A 15,562-nucleotide genomic window follows, 5' to 3' on the forward strand; every position below is an offset into this window, starting at 1 on the left:
AGTTGAAGCGCTTCGACGATCATCGGGGGCGGTGATGGCAGTTGTGGGTGGTGCGGTCAGCCCGCGTACGGGTCCGGGACCTCGCCCGGCCGGGCCAGGAACTCGAAGTCGCAGCCGGTGTCGGCCTGGGTGATCTGCTGGTCGTAGAGGGCGCCGTAGCCGCGCCGGTAGCGCACGGGCGGCGGCGTCCACTCGGCCCGGCGTCGTGCCAGCTCCTCGTCGCCGACGTCGAGTCGGAGCGTGCGGGCCTCGACGTCGAGGGTGATGGAGTCGCCGGTGCGGACGAGCGCCAGGGGGCCGCCGACGTACGACTCCGGTGCCACGTGCAGCACACAGGCGCCGTAACTCGTGCCGCTCATCCGGGCGTCGGAGATCCGCACCATGTCCCGCACGCCCTGCTTCAGCAGGTGGCCGGGGATGGGCAGCATGCCGTACTCGGGCATGCCGGGGCCGCCCTTGGGCCCGGCGTTGCGCAGCACCAGCACGCTGTCGGCGGTGATGCCGAGGGCGGGGTCGTCGATGGTGCGCTGCATGGTCCGGTAGTCGTCGAAGACGACGGCGGGCCCGGTGTGCTTGAGGAGCCGCGGTTCGGCGGCGATGTGCTTGATGACGGCGCCGTCCGGGCAGAGGTTGCCGCGCAGCACGGCGACTCCGCCTTCGGCTGCCACCGGGTTGCCGCGGGTCCTGATGACGTCGTCGTCGTGCACCCGGGCGCCGGCGAGCTGCTCGCGGTAGGTGTCGTGGGAGACCGTCGGCCGGTCGAGGTGGAGCAGGTCGGGGATGCGGGAGAGGAAGCCCGGGAGGCCGCCCGCGAAGTGGAAGTCCTCCATGAGGTAGGTCCGGCCGCCGGGGCGGACGTTGGCGAGGACGGGCACGGTGCGGGCGATGCGGTCGAAGTCGTCCAGGGTGAGCCGCACCCCCGCCCGCCCGGCCATGGCGATGAGGTGGATGACGGCGTTGGTGGAGCCGCCGAGCCCGAGGACCGTGGTGACGGCGTCCGCGAACGCCTCTTCGGTGAGGATTTCGGAGAGCCGCCGGTCCCGGTGGACGAGTTCGACGATCCGCATCCCCGCCCTGGCGGCCATCCGGTCGTGCCCCGAGTCGACGGCCGGGATGCTGGACGCGCCCGGGACGGTCACGCCGAGGGCCTCGGCGGCGGCGGTGAGGGTGGAGGCCGTCCCCATGGTCATGCAGTGACCGGGCGAGCGGGCGAGCCCGCTCTCCAGTTCCTGCATCTCGCAGTCGCCGATCAGACCGGCGCGCTTGTCGTCCCAGTACTTCCACATGTCGGTGCCGGAGCCGAGGACCTCGCCCCGCCAGTGGCCGGGGAGCATCGGGCCGGCGGGCACGAAGACGGCCGGCAGGTCGACGGAGGCGGCGCCCATGAGGAGGGCGGGGGTGGACTTGTCGCAGCCGCCCATGAGCACGGCCCCGTCGACCGGGTACGACCGCAGCAGTTCCTCGGTCTCCATGGCGAGGAGGTTGCGGTAGAGCATCGGGGTCGGCTTCTGGAAGGTCTCGGAGAGCGTGGCGACCGGGAACTCCAGCGGGAATCCGCCGGCCTGCCACACGCCCCGCTTGACCGCCTGCGCCCGGTCACGGAGGTGCACATGACAGGGGTTGATGTCCGACCAGGTGTTGAGGATCGCGATGACCGGCTTGCCGAGGTGCTCCTCGGGGAGGTAGCCGAGCTGGCGGGTGCGGGCGCGGTGACTGAAGGAGCGCAGACCCTCGGTGCCGTACCACTGGTGGCTGCGGAGTTCCCCGGGCTGCTTGCGGGGCGCGTTCATATGGACCATCCGGAGGCGATGGCGGCGACCTCGGCGCGCTCTTTCTCGGGCAACTGCCTGCTGGGCGGGCGGACGTCGCGGCGGCAGAGGCCGAGGGAGGCGAGGGCCTCCTTGACGACGGTGACGTTGTCGGCGGAGCCGTGGGCCGCGCGGAGTTCCTCGAAGCGGCGGATCTGTTCCCAGACCTTCATGGCGGCCGGGAAGTCGCCGGATCGAAGCGCTTCGATCATGTTCAGCGAAACGGCCGGGGCGACGTTCACGAGGCCGGAGGTGAAGCCGGTGGCGCCGGCCGAGAAGTAGGAGGGCGCGTAGGGCTCGGCGAGCCCGGCGACCCAGACGAAACGGTCGAGACCGGCGTCGCGGGCGAACGCGGCGAACCTGGCGGCGTCGGGGACCGCGTACTTGACGCCGATCACGTTGGGGCAGGCGTCGGCGAGTTCGGCGAGCCGGGCGCCGGGCAGCTGGGCGTTGCGCAGGTAGGGGACGACGCCCAGCTCGGGCACGGCCTCGGCGATGGCGCGGTGGTAGTCGACCCAGCCGCCCTGCGAGACGTACGGGTGGACGGGCTGATGGACCATGACCATCCGGGCGCCGCACTCCCGGGCGTGCCGGGCGGAGGCTACGGCGGTCGGCACGTCGTGTCCCACGCCGACGAGGATCATGGCCCGCTCCCCGGCTTCGTCGACGGTCAGCTCGGTGACGAGCCGCCGCTCCTCGGGGGTGAGGGCGTAGAACTCGCCGGTGTTGCCGTTGGGGGTGAGGGTGCGGATCCCGCCGTCGAGGAGGCGGCGCAGCAGGGCCCGGTGGGCGGCCTCGTCGACGCTGCCGTCCGCGGCGAAGGGGGTCACCGGGATGGCCACGACGTCGGCCAGGGCCGCCCGTTGGGGCTCGAACGCCACGCTGCTCATTCCTGTCCTTCCTTGGCCTGGGCTTCGGGGTACGCACGCTCGACGAAGGACGCGATGTGGGCGTGCAGGGCACCGGCGGCGCCGTCGGCGTCGCCCGCCAGAGCCAGCCGCAGGATCTCGCGGTGCTCTCCCGCCTCCTGCTCCCAGGAGGGGGAGGCGGCCCAGGCGACGGCGGAGACGAGTGCGGCCTGGTCGCGGACCTCGTCGAGCATCCGGCCGAGCAGCGGGTTGCCGCACGGGAGGTAGAGGGCGCGGTGGAAGTCCCGGTTGGCGAGGGAGCGTTCGGCGGTGTCGGTCGCGTCGTCGGCCCGGGTGAGCGCGTCCCGGGCGGCGTCCAGGGAGGCGCCTGTCCTGACGGCCCGCCGGAGCGCCTCGGGTTCGAGAAGGAGCCGTACGTCGTAGACCTCGCGTGCCATGTCCGCGTCCACCATGCGCACCGTGACGCCCTTGTACTGGCTCATCACGACCAGCCCGGTCCCGGCGAGGGTCTTGAGCGCCTCCCGCACGGGGGTCTTGGACACCCCGAACTGCGCGGCGAGTTCGGTCTCCACCAGGGCCTGACCGGGCGTCAGCTGCCCGGTGAGGATGCGGTGCTTGATCGCGTCCAGCACATACTGCGTCCGGGACGGAATCGGCATGGGCACAGAGGTCATGCGCGCCTCTCGGGGTCACCTACCGGCTCCGGCGAGCCGGTCTGACGTATCTGATCTCGCATATCGCGTCTCATATATGACGTACGAAGTACGACGCGGATGAAGGTAGGAGGACGGCTGTGTTTCGTCAATGCTTCTGACAAAGACGGGTGGGACGGAGGGAGCATCCGGGCCAGGTGCGCGGGTTCGAGACCGGTTCACCGCATGACGCGCCGGTGCGGTGGGGAGACACCGCACCCCCCTCAACAGGCTTGGTTCGGGGGCGGGTTGACGTCTCCATTGGCTAACCGCTACCTATATGCGCCTCGCAGAGGAGGGCGGTCCGTTGCAGGACGTGGTGCTGGCGCCGCTGGTCAAGGAGCCGTCGCACGGGTACGACTTGCGCAGGCGGTTGGCGGCGGCTCTCGGACCGCTGGGGGGAGACGCTGAACGCGGGTCAGGTCGATGTGCGCCGGCTGGAGGCGTGCGAGCGGACCTGGTCCGCCCGCGCCCCGCGTGGGAGAGGCGGACGGATCGGATGACGAGGAACATGCCGCGGGTCGGGGCCGGTCACGGCGGAGGGGCACGGACAGCCTGGGCGCCGGACCGGCCCGCCACCACAGCGGTGAGGCGCCCGGGCCGGTGCTGCGGACGGTCGGGCTGTCGCGGGTGTACGGGGAGGACGAGAGCCTGGTGCGGGCCGTCGACGGGGTCGACCTCGACGTGCCGGCCGGGCAGACGCTCGCGGTGACCGGGCCCAGCGGCTGCGGCAAGTCGACGTTGCTGCAGCTCCTCGGCGGTCTTGACCTGCCCAGCGACGGCGAGGTGTGGCTCGGCGGCCGGCGCATCGACCACCTCGGCGAACGTGCGCTGGCCAGGCTGCGGCGGCGCACCGTCGGATTCGTCTTCCAGGGGTTCCACCTCATGGACGAGCTGACCGCGGCGGAGAACGTCGAACTGCCCGCGCTGCTCTCCGGCGCCTCACCGCGCACCGCCCGGCGCAGTGCCGCCGGGCTCCTGGACCGGGTCGGGCTCGCCGACCGGGCCGGACATCTGCCCTCGGAGCTGTCCGGCGGGCAGCGGCAGCGGGTCGTCATCGCCCTGGTCAACGAACCGCTGGTGGTCCTGGCGGACGAACCCACCGGCAACCGCGACAGCGCCGCGACACACGACGTCCTCCGCCTCTTCGGCGAACTGCGCGCCGCCGGCCAGACCCTGGTCGTGGTCACCCATGACGAGCGTGTCGCCACCGGCCCTCGGCGCCACCCCCGGCCAGGCCGTCTCGGCACTCTGCGTCGCACAACTCCTTGCCGCCGTACCCGGATCGGCGGCGGGTGTCCCGGCCGGGCTCGGCCTGTACCGGCTGTTCGGGGACACGGTCCTGCCACCGGGCATGGTGGCTGCTCACTGCCGTACTCGTCATCCTGACGACGGTCGGAGCGCTGACCGCCCTGCCCGCGTGGGCGCACACCCGCCGCCCCGCCTGGCCCGCCCTCGACGCCGAACCCGCCTGACGGACCGGGTCCCAAGTAGTCCCGCTACGGCTTCCACCCCGGATCCCGGCCGCTCAGCCCCACCGTCCGGGCCAGCAACGGCGCCCCTTCCGGAACCGGCACGACCGGCCCGAACGGGCCGCGGTCGCCCTGCGCCGCCATCCGCAGGAAGCCGTACGCCGCCTCCAGCGCCGTCGGGTCCGGGACGTACTCCTGTCCCGTGGCCCGGGCCAGGTCCCAGCCGTGGATGACCAGTTCGTCGGCGGCGACCGCCGCGGCCACCTCCCCCGGCAGGTCGATCCCGCCCGCCCGGGTCATCCCGCCCCACGCGTCCGGGTCCCGCCAGGCTTCCGCCAGTTCGTCGAGGGCCTTGGGCAGTTCCGCCCGCCACCCAGGCCCGATGTCGGGCAGGACGGCGCCGGGAGGCGTGGCGGTCGTTGCCCCCAGGTCCTTGCGGGCCGCGTCCCGGAAAGCCACGGAGAGTCCTGCCACGTGGCCCAGCATGTGACGGACCGCGTAGGCGGGGCACGGCGTCGCCCCGGCCAGATGTTCGTCCGTCACCCGCTCCGCGAGCGCCGCCACGATCCTGGTCTGGGGGCCGAGGTCGATCATGGTCGTGCCGTTCATTCCAGCTCCTCCTGCTGACTCGGTCGTCGCCTTCAGGAGGTAGACCGGAGCGACCGCCGAAACTCATCGGCACGCCCGTCCTCGGGCTCGGCCGGAGTTCACGCACTGTCCTTCCAAGGCCTTCTAAGGCGCCTGCCCGATCCCCGCACCCCCGCCTTAGACCCACGATGACCAGGTATGACAGCAACCTCCTGGAGCGTGACCCGCCTTCTCCGCGACCGCAACGCGGCCCTCTACCTCACCGGTGTCGTGGTGTCCGGGTTCGGCACCTCCGCGCTCTGGCTCGTGTCGGGCGTCTGGGTCAAGGACCTCACCGGCTCCGACGGCCTCGCCGCCCTGTGCACCGCCGCCCTGTGGACCCCCACCCTCCTCGGCCCCGCCCTCGGCACCCTCGCCGACCGCGTCCGCCGCAAGCCCCTGCTCATCCGCCTGAACCTCGCCCTCGCCGTCCTCCTGCTCCCCCTCCGGGCGGTCGGCTCGCCCGGCTCCGTCTGGCTCCTCTTCACCGTCCTCGTCCTGTACGGCGCGGCAGGCGTCGTCGAGGACGCGGCCAACTCCGCCCTGGTCGCCGCCGCCGTCGACCCGGCCCTCCTCGGTGACTTCAACGGGCTGCGGACGACCGCCCGCGAGGGCATGAAGCTGGTCGCCCCGCTGACCGGCGCCGCGCTGTACACGGCGTACGGCGGGCCGAGCGTGGCGCTGCTGGACGCCGGCACCTTCGTGCTGGCGGCGGGGGTGTGCGCGCTGCTCCGGGTGCGCGAGGAACACCCGCGGCCGGCCACCGGGAACTGGCGGCGGCAGACCGCCGAGGGCGTCCGCCTGCTGTGGGGGCACCCGGCCCTGCGTCCGCTGGTGCGTGCCGGCGGCGCCACGATGTGTCTGGCCTCGCTCGGCAGCAGCCTGAACTACGCGGTGGTGGACGCCCTCGGCCGCTCCCCCGCCTACACGGGCGTGATGTACGCCGTCCAGGGCGCCGGCTCGGTCGCCGTCGGGCTGGTCTCAGGACCCGCCCTGCGGCGGCTCGGCGAGCGCCGGTTCGCGGCGTACGGCATCGCGCTGACGGGGGTCGCGGTGGCCGCGCGGGCGGTGCCGTACGACGCGGTGGTGCTGGCGTGCAGTGCGGCGGGCGGGCTCGGGCTGCCCTGTGTGCTGATCGCCGCCTACACCGCCGTACAGCGGGAGATCCCGGCCGCGGCACTGGGGCGGGCCACGGCGACCGCCGACACGCTGATGTTCACGCCGAACGTGGTCGGTCTGGCCGTCGGGGCCGCCCTAGTCGAACTCGTCGACCACCGGCTGCTGTTGGTGGTCCTCGGCGGTGCGCTGCTGGGCACCGCCGGGTCACTGGCTCAGCGCAGCGCCTCCCGCACCGCCGCCAGGTCGCCGTCGGACGCCAACCCTGCGTGATACAGCCGCAGTTCGGTCGCGCCCAGGTCACGTGCCCGGGCCGCGTCGGCCGCCAGGGTGCCGGGGCTGCCGCCCATCCCGGAGACCACCGTGAAGTTGGCGGCCAGGACCGTGTCCTCGCGCGCGTGCTCCGCGAAGGGCGCCAGCAGGGCCGTACCACCCGCGCAGGGCACCACGACGCCGTCCGCGACCGACAGCACGTGCGCGGGGTCCACGCCCGCGTTGGCACCGCAGTGGTAGGCCACCGGGTCGGCGTGCAGCAGCACCTGGAAGCCCTCGGGGGCCGCCGCGCGGACCGCTGCCACGGCCGCCTCCTGGAGCGTGCGGGCCCGTCCGTCGCGCCACGCGCGGGTGGCCGCCGCCACCGGTTCGCCGAGCAGCTTCTCCACCGTCGGCCATCCGCCGTCGTCCGCCGCACCCCGCCACAGCGGCTCCAGGGCCTCCCGTACGGCGGTGGCCAGCTCGTCGGCGTCCAGGCCCTGTTCGCCGTACCCGGCCCGGCAGGCCGGGCAGAAGCACAGCGCCATCAGGTACTGGCCGGCGTCGCCGAGGGCGACACCCCCGGTCTTGTCGTGGGCGTGCAGATGCGGGAGGCCGTACCAGCCGAGGGACTCCAGCTCGGTGCCGGCCGCGCCCGGGCGGACGGCGGCCTCGGCGGCGAGGTCGGTCAGGTACGCGCGCGTGGCGGGCGGGGCGATGCAGGGGGCCCAGGGGTAGCGGTCGCCGTAGGCGTTGACGACCGAGGTGTCCGGGTGCTCGGCGCCCAGGCGGGAACTGTGGGCGAGGATCACCCAGGTGTGGACCTCGAGGCCGGCGCCGGCCAGGGCTTCGGCGGCTTCTCCGTAGGCGTCGCCGGGGGCCCAGTCGCCCGCCTGGTGGGGGTGGAGCCCGCGGCCCGCCCAGCGGTCGCCCGCCGGATAGTAGACGGCCGCGTACTCGGCGGTGACGATGCGGTGGCGCGGGTGCCGGGGGGTCAGCGCGCGGGTCGAGTGGTAGGCCGAGGCGAGGGTCACCTGGTCCACGCCGAGCGTGGCGATCCGCTCCGGGGCTCCGGGATCCCCGTTCACGTCCCAGGGGTAGACGAACGCCGACGCCTTCGACCGCCCTCCTGCGGATCTCGCGGACGCCTTGGGCCGCCCCCCTCCGGCTCCCGCCGGCACCTCCGGCCGCTCTCCCCCGGCTCCCGCCGACGCCGTCACGCGCCCTCCTCCAGCAGTGCGTACCCGCGCTCGATCAGCTGGGCGAGCTGCTTCACATGGTCCTCGCCCGGCTCGTGCAGCGGGGGCCGCACCTCGCCGACGTCCAGACCGCGCAGCCGTACGCCCGCCTTGACCAGGGAGACGGCGTAGCCCCGGCCCTGGGCGCGGAGTTCGACGAACGGGCGGTAGAAGCCGTCCAGCAGGCGCTCCACCGTCGGCCGGTCCCCCTCGCGCAGGGCGGCGTGGAAGGCGAGGGCGATCTCGGGGACGAAGCAGAAGACGGCCGAGGAGTAGAGGGTGATGCCGATGGCCTGGTAGGCGAGCTGGGTCTGTTCGGCGGTGGGCAGGCCGTTGAAGTAGAGGAAGTCGCCGGGGACCTCGGTGCGGACGGCGCTGACGATGCGCTGCATCAGGTCCAGGTCGCCGAGGCCGTCCTTGAAGCCCATGATGCCTTCGGTGCGGGCTAGTTCGACGACCGTGGGCGGGGTGAACACCGCGTTGTCCCGCTGGTAGACGATCACCGGGAGATCGGTCGCCGCGGCCACCTCCCGGTAGTGCCGCAGCAGGCCCTCCTGACCGGCGACCACCAGGTAGGGCGGCATGGCGAGCAGGCCGTCGGCGCCCGCGGCCGCGGCGAGACGCGCGTAGCGCACGGCGAGCGCGGTGCCGTAGCCGGCGCCGGCGATCACCGGTACCCGGCCCTCGGTGGCCGCCACGGCCGCGCCCACACAGGCCTCGAACTCCTCGGGCAGCAGCGCGTGGAACTCCCCGGTGCCGCAGCAGGCGAACACGGCCGCGGCACCGGCCTCGACGCCCCGGCGCACATGCTCGCGGTAGGCGTCGAGGTCGAGGGAGCCGTCGGGACCGTAGGCCGTGACGGGGAAGAAGAGCGGCCCGCGCGGGTCACGGAGCCGCGCGGCGAGAGGGGCTGGCGTCACGGGCGCTCCCTGTTGATGCATGTGTCTTGATGCACGAGCCTTGATGCATGTGTCTGATCGGTGTCCATATTCATGAACGCGACCACGTTACGAGGCCCCCTCCGGGTCGGTCAAGGAGACAAACGACCAACATCCGAGCGGATTCCCGCACTCCACGGCACACTTGACGCGGTACGCCGCATCTCCCTAGCGTGTCCATGCATGTGAATGTCATACATGGATGAGACCACTGGATCACCCAGAGGACGCCGACCAAGGAGACCTTGGATGCCCACTCCCCGCACGCTACTGCTCACCGGCGCCGCAGGCGGGCTCGGCACCCTGATGCGGGCCCTGCTCCCGGAGTACGGCTACGAACTGCGTCTCTTCGACGTCCGCCCGATCGACGGCGCACCCGACGCGATCACCGCCGACCTCGGCGACCAGGACGCGCTGCGGGAAGCGGTACGGGGCGTGGACGCGGTCCTCCATCTCGCGGGGATCTCCCTGGAGGCACCCTTCGAGAAGATCCTCCGCTCGAACATCGAGGGCACGTACAACCTCTACGAGGCCGCCCGCGAGGCCGGTGTGCCGCGTGTCGTCTTCGCCTCCTCCAACCACGCCGTCGGCTACACCCCGGCCCCGAGCACGGACACGCCTCTCGATTCGAGGGCGCTCATCCCGATCGACACCCCCCGCCGCCCGGACACCTTCTACGGCCTGTCCAAGTCCTTCGGCGAGGACCTCGCCCAGCTCTACTGGGACCGGCACGGCCTGGAGACCGTCTCCGTCCGCATCGGCTCCTGCTTCGCCGAGCCGGCCGACGTGCGCATGCTCTCGGTGTGGATGAGCCCCGCCGACGGCGCCCGGCTCTTCCACGCGGCGCTGACCGCCGACGAGGTCGGCCACACCGTGGTCTACGGCTCCTCCGCCAACACCCGCCTGTGGTGGGACCTGACCAGCGCCCGGGCCCTCGGCTACGAGCCGCAGGACGACTCCGAGCAGTTCGCGGAGAAGCTGATCGCCGAACACGGCGAGCTGGACCCGGAGAACCCGGCCCACACCCACCTGGGCGGCCGTTTCGTCAACGACCCGCCCATCTGGCCGTACTGAACCCGAACGAGACGCGAGAGGGCGGAAGACAACCGGACACGGCATCACGCCGGGCGGCGGAAAACGATCGCCCACGGCGGGGGGGGGGGGGGGCCCCCGGCCCCCCCCCCCCCCGGGGGGGGGGGCCGCCCCCCCCCCCCCCCCCCCCCCCCCCCCCCCCCCCCCCCCGCCCGCCCGGGCCCCCCCTAGACAGCCACCGTGGGCCTGTTCTTGTGACTCCTATACAGCGCCCCGCCTCTCTTTGCGCTGGCGCCCACCCCCCCCCCCCCCCCCCGCCGCCGTGTTCGGGCATCCCGGCTGCCCGCTCCCACCCCGCACCCGGCAGCCGCGCAGGTCCGAGGCGGGCACCGCGACCGGCAAACGGACACACCCGGGCAGTATCGGGCCCGCAACAGACCTGGTCAGCCTCGCACACCCGCTGTAGAACTTGCTGCATGGCCCGAACGGGCAGCTCCACGCAGCTCCACAAGGAAGTGGGTGACGAGATGAGCACGATGACGGCGGAAGAACGCCAGCGCGAGATCGTGCGGGCCGCGCGCGTCACCGGCTCGGTCGACGTCACCGTCCTCGCCGCCACCCTGGGCGTGGCCAAGGAGACCATCCGGCGGGACCTGCGCGCCCTGGAGGACCACGGCCTGGTCCGCCGTACCCACGGGGGCGCGTATCCCGTCGAGAGCGCCGGTTTCGAGACCACGCTCGCCTTCCGTTCGACCAGCCACGTCCCGGAGAAGCGGCGGATCGCGGCGGCCGCCGCCGAGCTGCTGGGCGACGCCGAGACCGTTTTCGTCGACGAGGGCTTCACCCCTCAGCTCATCGCCGAGGCCCTGCCGACGGACCGGCCACTGACCGTGGTCACCGCGTCGCTGCCGGTCGCGGGCGCGCTCGCCGAGACCGAGAACATGTCGGTACTGCTGCTCGGCGGACGGGTACGGGCCGGCACGCTGGCGACCGTCGACCACTGGACGACGAAGATGCTCGCCGGCTTCGTTCTCGACCTCGCCTACATTGGAGCCAACGGCATCTCGCGCGAGCACGGCCTGACCACCCCGGACCCCGCGGTCAGCGAGGTCAAGGTGCAGGCCGTGCGCGCCGCCCGCCGGACGGTCTTCGCGGGCGTGCACACCAAGTTCGGAGCCGTCAGTTTCTGCCGCTTCGCCGAGGTCGGCGCTCTGGAGGCGATCGTGACGAGCACCCTTCTCCCGGCCGCCGAGGCCCACCGCTACGCCCTGCTGGGCCCGCAGGTCATCCGGGTCTGACACACCGACGACACACCCACGCCCTTCCCGAAGGGCTCTTCCACACCCCGCAGTGCCCCATATATCACGATTCCTCCAGGAGCGATCCATGCGAACCCCGAGCCGACGGAGGCCGCGAGTCACGCTCGCCATGGCCGCCGCAGGGACGCTGCTCGCCCCGCTGCTCTCCGGCTGCTGGGTCGGTGCGGGCGGGTCCGGGTCCGGCGGCGATTCGATCAACGTGCTGATGGTCAACAACCCCCAGATGACCGAACTCCAGAAGCTCGCCCCGCGCTTCACCAAGGAGACCGGCATCAAGGTCAACTTCACCGTCCTGCCCGAGAACGACGTCCGCGACAAGATCAGCCAGGACTTCGCCAACCAGGCCGGCCAGTACGACGTGGCCACCCTGTCCAACTACGAGATACCGATCTACGCCCGCAACGGCTGGCTGCACGAGATGGACTCCTACGTCGCGAAGGACCCGGGCTTCGACCAGCAGGACATCCTCCAGCCGATGCGCGAGTCCCTGACCGCCGACGACGGCAAGCTCTACGGCGAGCCCTTCTACGGCGAGTCGTCGTTCCTGATGTACCGCAAGGACGTGTTCGCGGCGAAGGGCCTGACGATGCCCGCGCACCCCACCTGGCAGCAGGTCGCCGACCTCGCCGCCAAGGCGGACGGCGCACAGTCCGGCATGCGCGGCATCTGCCTGCGCGGCCTGCCCGGCTGGGGCGAGATGATGGCACCGCTGACCACCGTCGTGAACACCTACGGGGGCACCTGGTTCGACAAGGACTGGAAGGCCCAGCTGACCGGGTCCGGCTTCGAGAAGGCGACGAAGTTCTATGTCGACCTGGTCCGCAAGCACGGCGAGTCCGGCGCCCCGCAGTCCGGCTTCGCCGAGTGCCTGAACAACATGACCCAGGGCAAGGTCGCCATGTGGTACGACGCCACCTCCGCGGCCGGCCTCCTGGAGGCGAACGACTCCCCGGTCAAGGGCAAGCTCGGCTACGCCCCCGCGCCCGTCGAGCAGACCAAGTCCTCCGGCTGGCTCTACACCTGGGCCTGGGGCATCCAGAAGGCCTCCCGCAACCCCGACAAGGCCTGGAAGTTCGTGTCCTGGGCGTCCAGCAAGCAGTACGAGGAGCTGGTCGGACAGACCAGCGGCTGGTCCAACGTCCCGGCGGGCAAGCGGGCGTCGACGTACACGAACCCGGACTACGTCAAGTCGGCCGCCGCGTTCCAGGAGATGACCAAGGAGGCCATCGAGAGCGCCCGCCCGAACGACCCCGGCGTCCAGCCCCGCCCCGCGCCCGGCATCCAGTTCGTCGACATCCCCGAGTTCACCGATCTCGGCACCAAGGTCTCCCAGGAGATCAGTTCGGCCGTCGCCGGACGTCAGTCCGTCGACTCGGCCCTGAAGAAGTCCCAGCAGCTCGCCGAGAAGATCTCCAAGGAGTACGAGGGACGATGACCGCGACGACAGCCCCCTACGCAGCGACACCCGTACGCGCCACGCGGCCGCCCTCCGCCCGCCTGCGCGCCTGGGCCACCCGGGCCCCCCTCCTGCCCGCCCTGATCTTCATGATCGTCGTGACCCAGCTGCCGTTCGTGGCCACGGTGGTCATCTCCTTCTTCGACTGGAACGCCCTCTACCCGAAGGCCCGCCACTTCGCCGGCGTCGACAACTACCGCCAGGTCCTCACCGACGCCGACCTGCGCCACTCGGTGTGGACGACCGTGCTCCTCACGGTGACCGTGGTCCTGGTCAGCCTGGTCCTCGGCCTCGCGCTGGCGCTGCTCCTGAACAACAGGTTCCGCGGCCGGGGCGTCGTCCGCACCCTGCTGATCGCCCCCTTCCTGGTGGTCCCGGTGGCCGCCGCCCTGCTCTGGAAACACGTCCTCTACAACCCCGAATACGGGCTGCTCAACGGCCTGTTGCACTACGTCGGCGGACCGCAGCCCGACTGGATCTCCAGCACCCCGCTGCTGGCGGTCGAGGCCGCCCTGGTGTGGCAGTGGACGCCGTTCATGATGCTGATCCTGCTCGCCGGGCTGCAGAGCCGTGACCCCGAGCAGATCGAGGCCGCCCGGGTGGACGGCGCGAGCGACTGGCAGGTCTTCCGCTATCTCACACTCCCGCACCTGCGCCGCTACCTCGAACTCGGCGCCCTGCTGGGCAGCATCTACATCGTCCAGAACTTCGACGCGGTCTTCACGATCACGTCCGGCGGCCTGGGCACCGCCAACCTGCCCTACACCGTGTACCAGAGCTTCTACCAGGCCCACGAGAACGGCCTTGCCTCGGCCGCCGGCGTCCTGGTCGTCATCGGCTCGATCATCATCGCGACCTTCGCCCTGCGCGTGGTGTCGTCCCTGTTCCGCGAGGAGGTGTCCCGCGCATGAGCAGCCTCGCCATACGCGTCAGGAAGCACCGGGGCCGCAGCATCGGGCTGGTGGCCTGGCTGGTCGGCATCGTCTTCTTCTTCCCCATCGCCTGGATGGCGCTGACGTCCTTCCACTCCGAGGCGGACGCGGCGACCAACCCGCCCTCCTTCGGCGCCGCCCTCACCCTGGACGGCTACCGCGAGTTCTTCGGGGCAGGCGGCGGCGCGAGCCCCTGGCCGGCCCTGATCAACTCGGCGGTCGCCTCGATCGTCTCCACCCTCGTCGTCCTCGTGCTGGCCTTCCCGGCGGCCTACGCGCTGTCGATCCGGCGGGTGAAGAAGTGGACGGACGTCCTGTTCTTCTTCCTCTCCACCAAGATGCTGCCGGTGGTGGCCGGTCTGCTGCCGATCTACCTGTTCGCGAAGAACACCGGGATGCTGGACAACATCTGGTTCCTGGTCATCCTCTACACGTCCATGAACCTGCCGATCGCGGTGTGGATGATGCAGTCGTTCCTCGCCGAGGTCCCGGTCGCGGTGATCGAGGCGGCCCAGATCGACGGCGCCCGCCTGCCGACGATCCTCGCGCGCGTGGTCGCCCCGATCGCCCTGCCCGGCATCGCCGCCACCTCCCTGATCTGCTTCATCTTCAGCTGGAACGAACTTCTCTTCGCCCGAGTCCTGACGGGCGTGGTCGCCGAGACCGCCCCCGTCTTCCTGACCGGCTTCATCACCAGCCAGGGCCTGTTCCTGGCCAAGGTGTGCGCCGCGTCGCTCGTCGTCTCCCTGCCGGTGCTCGCCGCGGGGTTCGCCGCCCAGGACAAGCTGGTCCAGGGCCTGTCGTTGGGAGCCGTGAAATGAAGGCCGCCGTCATCGAGTCCGTGGGCCGTGCCGTCGTCACCGAGGTCCCCGACCCGACACCGGGCCCCCGCGAGGTCGTGGTGGAAGTGGCCGCCTGCGGCTTGTGCGGAACCGATCTGCACATCCTCCAGGGCGAGTTCGCGCCCAAACTGCCGATCGTGCCCGGCCACGAGTTCGCCGGCGAGGTGGTCGGCGTCGGCGCCCAGGTGACCGAGGTGGCGATCGGCGACCAGGTCGCGGTCGACCCGTCCCTGTACTGCCACGAGTGCCGCTACTGCCGGGACGGCCACAACAACCTCTGCGAACGCTGGGCCGCGATCGGCGTGACGGTGCCGGGCGGCGCCGCGCAGTACGCGGTCGCCCCGGTCGCCAACTGCGTGAAGCTCCCCGAGCACGTCCGCACCCAGGACGCGGCCCTGGTCGAGCCGCTGTCCTGCGCGGTACGCGGCTACGACGTCCTGCAGTCCCGGCTGGGCGCCCATGTCCTGATCTACGGCTCCGGGACCATGGGCCTGATGATGCTGGAACTCGCCAAGCGGACCGGCGCGGCGAGCGTCGACGTGGTCGACCTGAACCCGGCCCGCCTGGAGACCGCCCGCGCGCTCGGCGTCTCCGCGTCCGCCGCGAACGCCGACGAACTGGACCGGCCGCGGGGCTGGGACGTGGTGATCGACGCGACCGGCAACGCGGCGGCGATCCAGGACGGCCTGGAGCGGGTGGCGAAGGCCGGCACCTTCCTCCAGTTCGGCGTTGCCGACTACGCGACCCGGGTGACGATCGACCCGTACCGCATCTACAACCAGGAGATCACCATCACCGGCTCCATGGCCGTCCTGCACAGCTACGAACGCGCGGCGGAGCTGTTCGCGAACGGGGTCCTGGACCCGGAGGTCTTCATCAGCGACCGCCTCCCGCTGGACAGCTACCCGCAGGCGCTGGAGCAGTTCGCGGCGGGGGTCGGACGGAAGATCGTCGTCGTCCCCTGAGCCG

14 protein-coding genes are annotated in these 15,562 nt (G+C 71.9%); 8 read left to right on the top strand and 6 right to left on the bottom strand.

What is annotated here, in order from left to right:
- Nucleotides 1–56: 56 nt before the first annotated feature.
- Genes araD through ACWGJB_RS11470 form a run of 3 tightly spaced genes read right to left on the bottom strand, consistent with a single transcriptional unit; the run spans nucleotide 57 to nucleotide 3,351 of the window.
- Nucleotides 57–1,790 carry an L-arabinonate dehydratase gene (gene araD / locus ACWGJB_RS11460; protein WP_453379976.1) on the bottom strand — a complete coding sequence of 578 codons (1,734 nt, stop codon included), beginning with the start codon at nucleotides 1,788–1,790 and terminating at the stop codon, nucleotides 57–59.
- On the bottom strand, nucleotides 1,787–2,698 hold the full coding sequence (locus tag ACWGJB_RS11465; RefSeq protein ID WP_453379977.1) for a dihydrodipicolinate synthase family protein: 912 nt from the start codon (nucleotides 2,696–2,698) through the stop codon (nucleotides 1,787–1,789). Before ACWGJB_RS11465 ends, araD begins: the two co-directional genes overlap by 4 nt.
- Nucleotides 2,695–3,351 carry a GntR family transcriptional regulator gene (locus ACWGJB_RS11470; protein WP_453379978.1) on the bottom strand — a complete coding sequence of 219 codons (657 nt, stop codon included), beginning with the start codon at nucleotides 3,349–3,351 and terminating at the stop codon, nucleotides 2,695–2,697. Before ACWGJB_RS11470 ends, ACWGJB_RS11465 begins: the two co-directional genes overlap by 4 nt.
- A 621-nt stretch (nucleotides 3,352–3,972) precedes the next feature.
- Between ACWGJB_RS11470 and ACWGJB_RS11475 the strand changes: the two genes are divergently transcribed.
- On the top strand, nucleotides 3,973–4,758 hold the full coding sequence (locus ACWGJB_RS11475) for an ABC transporter ATP-binding protein (RefSeq protein WP_453379979.1): 786 nt from the start codon (nucleotides 3,973–3,975) through the stop codon (nucleotides 4,756–4,758).
- Nucleotides 4,759–4,868: 110 nt separating this feature from the next.
- Here the strand turns inward: ACWGJB_RS11475 and ACWGJB_RS11480 are convergent, their stop codons facing one another.
- Entirely contained in the window at nucleotides 4,869–5,450 is a 582-nt protein-coding gene (locus ACWGJB_RS11480) for a TIGR03086 family metal-binding protein (RefSeq protein WP_453379980.1), read from the bottom strand.
- Nucleotides 5,451–5,627: 177 nt separating this feature from the next.
- Here ACWGJB_RS11480 and ACWGJB_RS11485 point away from each other — a divergent pair, with 177 nt between their 5' ends.
- Entirely contained in the window at nucleotides 5,628–6,857 is a 1,230-nt protein-coding gene (locus ACWGJB_RS11485) for an MFS transporter (protein WP_453379981.1), read from the top strand.
- Here ACWGJB_RS11485 and ACWGJB_RS11490 read toward each other — a convergent pair.
- Both ACWGJB_RS11490 and ACWGJB_RS11495 read right to left on the bottom strand, forming a co-directional pair.
- Complete coding sequence (locus ACWGJB_RS11490) at nucleotides 6,800–7,924, bottom strand: hypothetical protein (protein WP_453379982.1); 1,125 nt, start codon at nucleotides 7,922–7,924, stop codon at nucleotides 6,800–6,802. The two genes, ACWGJB_RS11485 and ACWGJB_RS11490, sit on opposite strands and share 58 nt — an antisense overlap.
- A gap of 128 nt (nucleotides 7,925–8,052) precedes the next feature.
- Entirely contained in the window at nucleotides 8,053–8,994 is a 942-nt protein-coding gene (locus tag ACWGJB_RS11495) for a 5-dehydro-4-deoxyglucarate dehydratase (protein WP_360481692.1), read from the bottom strand.
- Between the two features lie 267 nt (nucleotides 8,995–9,261).
- Between ACWGJB_RS11495 and ACWGJB_RS11500 the strand changes: the two genes are divergently transcribed.
- The 6 genes from ACWGJB_RS11500 to ACWGJB_RS11525 all read left to right on the top strand — a co-directional run bounded on the left by ACWGJB_RS11500 (nucleotide 9,262) and on the right by ACWGJB_RS11525 (nucleotide 15,558).
- Nucleotides 9,262–10,086, top strand: a complete 825-nt coding sequence (locus ACWGJB_RS11500) for an NAD-dependent epimerase/dehydratase family protein (protein ID WP_453379983.1) — start codon at nucleotides 9,262–9,264, stop codon at nucleotides 10,084–10,086.
- 485 nt (nucleotides 10,087–10,571) lie between these two features.
- Nucleotides 10,572–11,342, top strand: coding sequence for a DeoR/GlpR family DNA-binding transcription regulator (locus ACWGJB_RS11505; protein WP_453379984.1), 771 nt, complete (start codon nucleotides 10,572–10,574; stop codon nucleotides 11,340–11,342).
- A gap of 88 nt (nucleotides 11,343–11,430) precedes the next feature.
- Nucleotides 11,431–12,798: an ABC transporter substrate-binding protein gene (locus ACWGJB_RS11510; RefSeq protein WP_453379985.1), complete on the top strand. Its 1,368-nt coding sequence runs from the start codon at nucleotides 11,431–11,433 to the stop codon at nucleotides 12,796–12,798.
- Nucleotides 12,795–13,730, top strand: a complete 936-nt coding sequence (locus ACWGJB_RS11515; RefSeq protein ID WP_453379986.1) for a carbohydrate ABC transporter permease — start codon at nucleotides 12,795–12,797, stop codon at nucleotides 13,728–13,730. The genes ACWGJB_RS11510 and ACWGJB_RS11515 overlap by 4 nt, the downstream gene beginning before the upstream one ends.
- On the top strand, nucleotides 13,727–14,572 hold the full coding sequence (locus tag ACWGJB_RS11520) for a carbohydrate ABC transporter permease (protein WP_453379987.1): 846 nt from the start codon (nucleotides 13,727–13,729) through the stop codon (nucleotides 14,570–14,572). Before ACWGJB_RS11515 ends, ACWGJB_RS11520 begins: the two co-directional genes overlap by 4 nt.
- Nucleotides 14,569–15,558, top strand: a complete 990-nt coding sequence (locus tag ACWGJB_RS11525; RefSeq protein ID WP_453379988.1) for a zinc-dependent alcohol dehydrogenase family protein — start codon at nucleotides 14,569–14,571, stop codon at nucleotides 15,556–15,558. The genes ACWGJB_RS11520 and ACWGJB_RS11525 overlap by 4 nt, the downstream gene beginning before the upstream one ends.
- Nucleotides 15,559–15,562: the final 4 nt, after the last annotated feature.

This window comes from Streptomyces sp. NPDC054813 (assembly GCF_053611365.1).

What these genes read in the sequence shown, in the direction of transcription:
- araD (WP_453379976.1), bottom strand. Translation starts at nt 1,790, where the DNA reads ATGAACGCGCCCCGCAAGCAGCCCGGGGAACTCCGCAGCCACCAGTGG.
- ACWGJB_RS11465 (WP_453379977.1), bottom strand. Translation starts at nt 2,698, where the DNA reads ATGAGCAGCGTGGCGTTCGAGCCCCAACGGGCGGCCCTGGCCGACGTC.
- ACWGJB_RS11470 (WP_453379978.1), bottom strand. Translation starts at nt 3,351, where the DNA reads ATGACCTCTGTGCCCATGCCGATTCCGTCCCGGACGCAGTATGTGCTG.
- ACWGJB_RS11480 (WP_453379980.1), bottom strand. Translation starts at nt 5,450, where the DNA reads ATGAACGGCACGACCATGATCGACCTCGGCCCCCAGACCAGGATCGTG.
- ACWGJB_RS11485 (WP_453379981.1), top strand. Translation starts at nt 5,628, where the DNA reads ATGACAGCAACCTCCTGGAGCGTGACCCGCCTTCTCCGCGACCGCAAC.
- ACWGJB_RS11500 (WP_453379983.1), top strand. Translation starts at nt 9,262, where the DNA reads ATGCCCACTCCCCGCACGCTACTGCTCACCGGCGCCGCAGGCGGGCTC.
- ACWGJB_RS11505 (WP_453379984.1), top strand. Translation starts at nt 10,572, where the DNA reads ATGAGCACGATGACGGCGGAAGAACGCCAGCGCGAGATCGTGCGGGCC.
- ACWGJB_RS11510 (WP_453379985.1), top strand. Translation starts at nt 11,431, where the DNA reads ATGCGAACCCCGAGCCGACGGAGGCCGCGAGTCACGCTCGCCATGGCC.
- ACWGJB_RS11515 (WP_453379986.1), top strand. Translation starts at nt 12,795, where the DNA reads ATGACCGCGACGACAGCCCCCTACGCAGCGACACCCGTACGCGCCACG.
- ACWGJB_RS11520 (WP_453379987.1), top strand. Translation starts at nt 13,727, where the DNA reads ATGAGCAGCCTCGCCATACGCGTCAGGAAGCACCGGGGCCGCAGCATC.
- ACWGJB_RS11525 (WP_453379988.1), top strand. Translation starts at nt 14,569, where the DNA reads ATGAAGGCCGCCGTCATCGAGTCCGTGGGCCGTGCCGTCGTCACCGAG.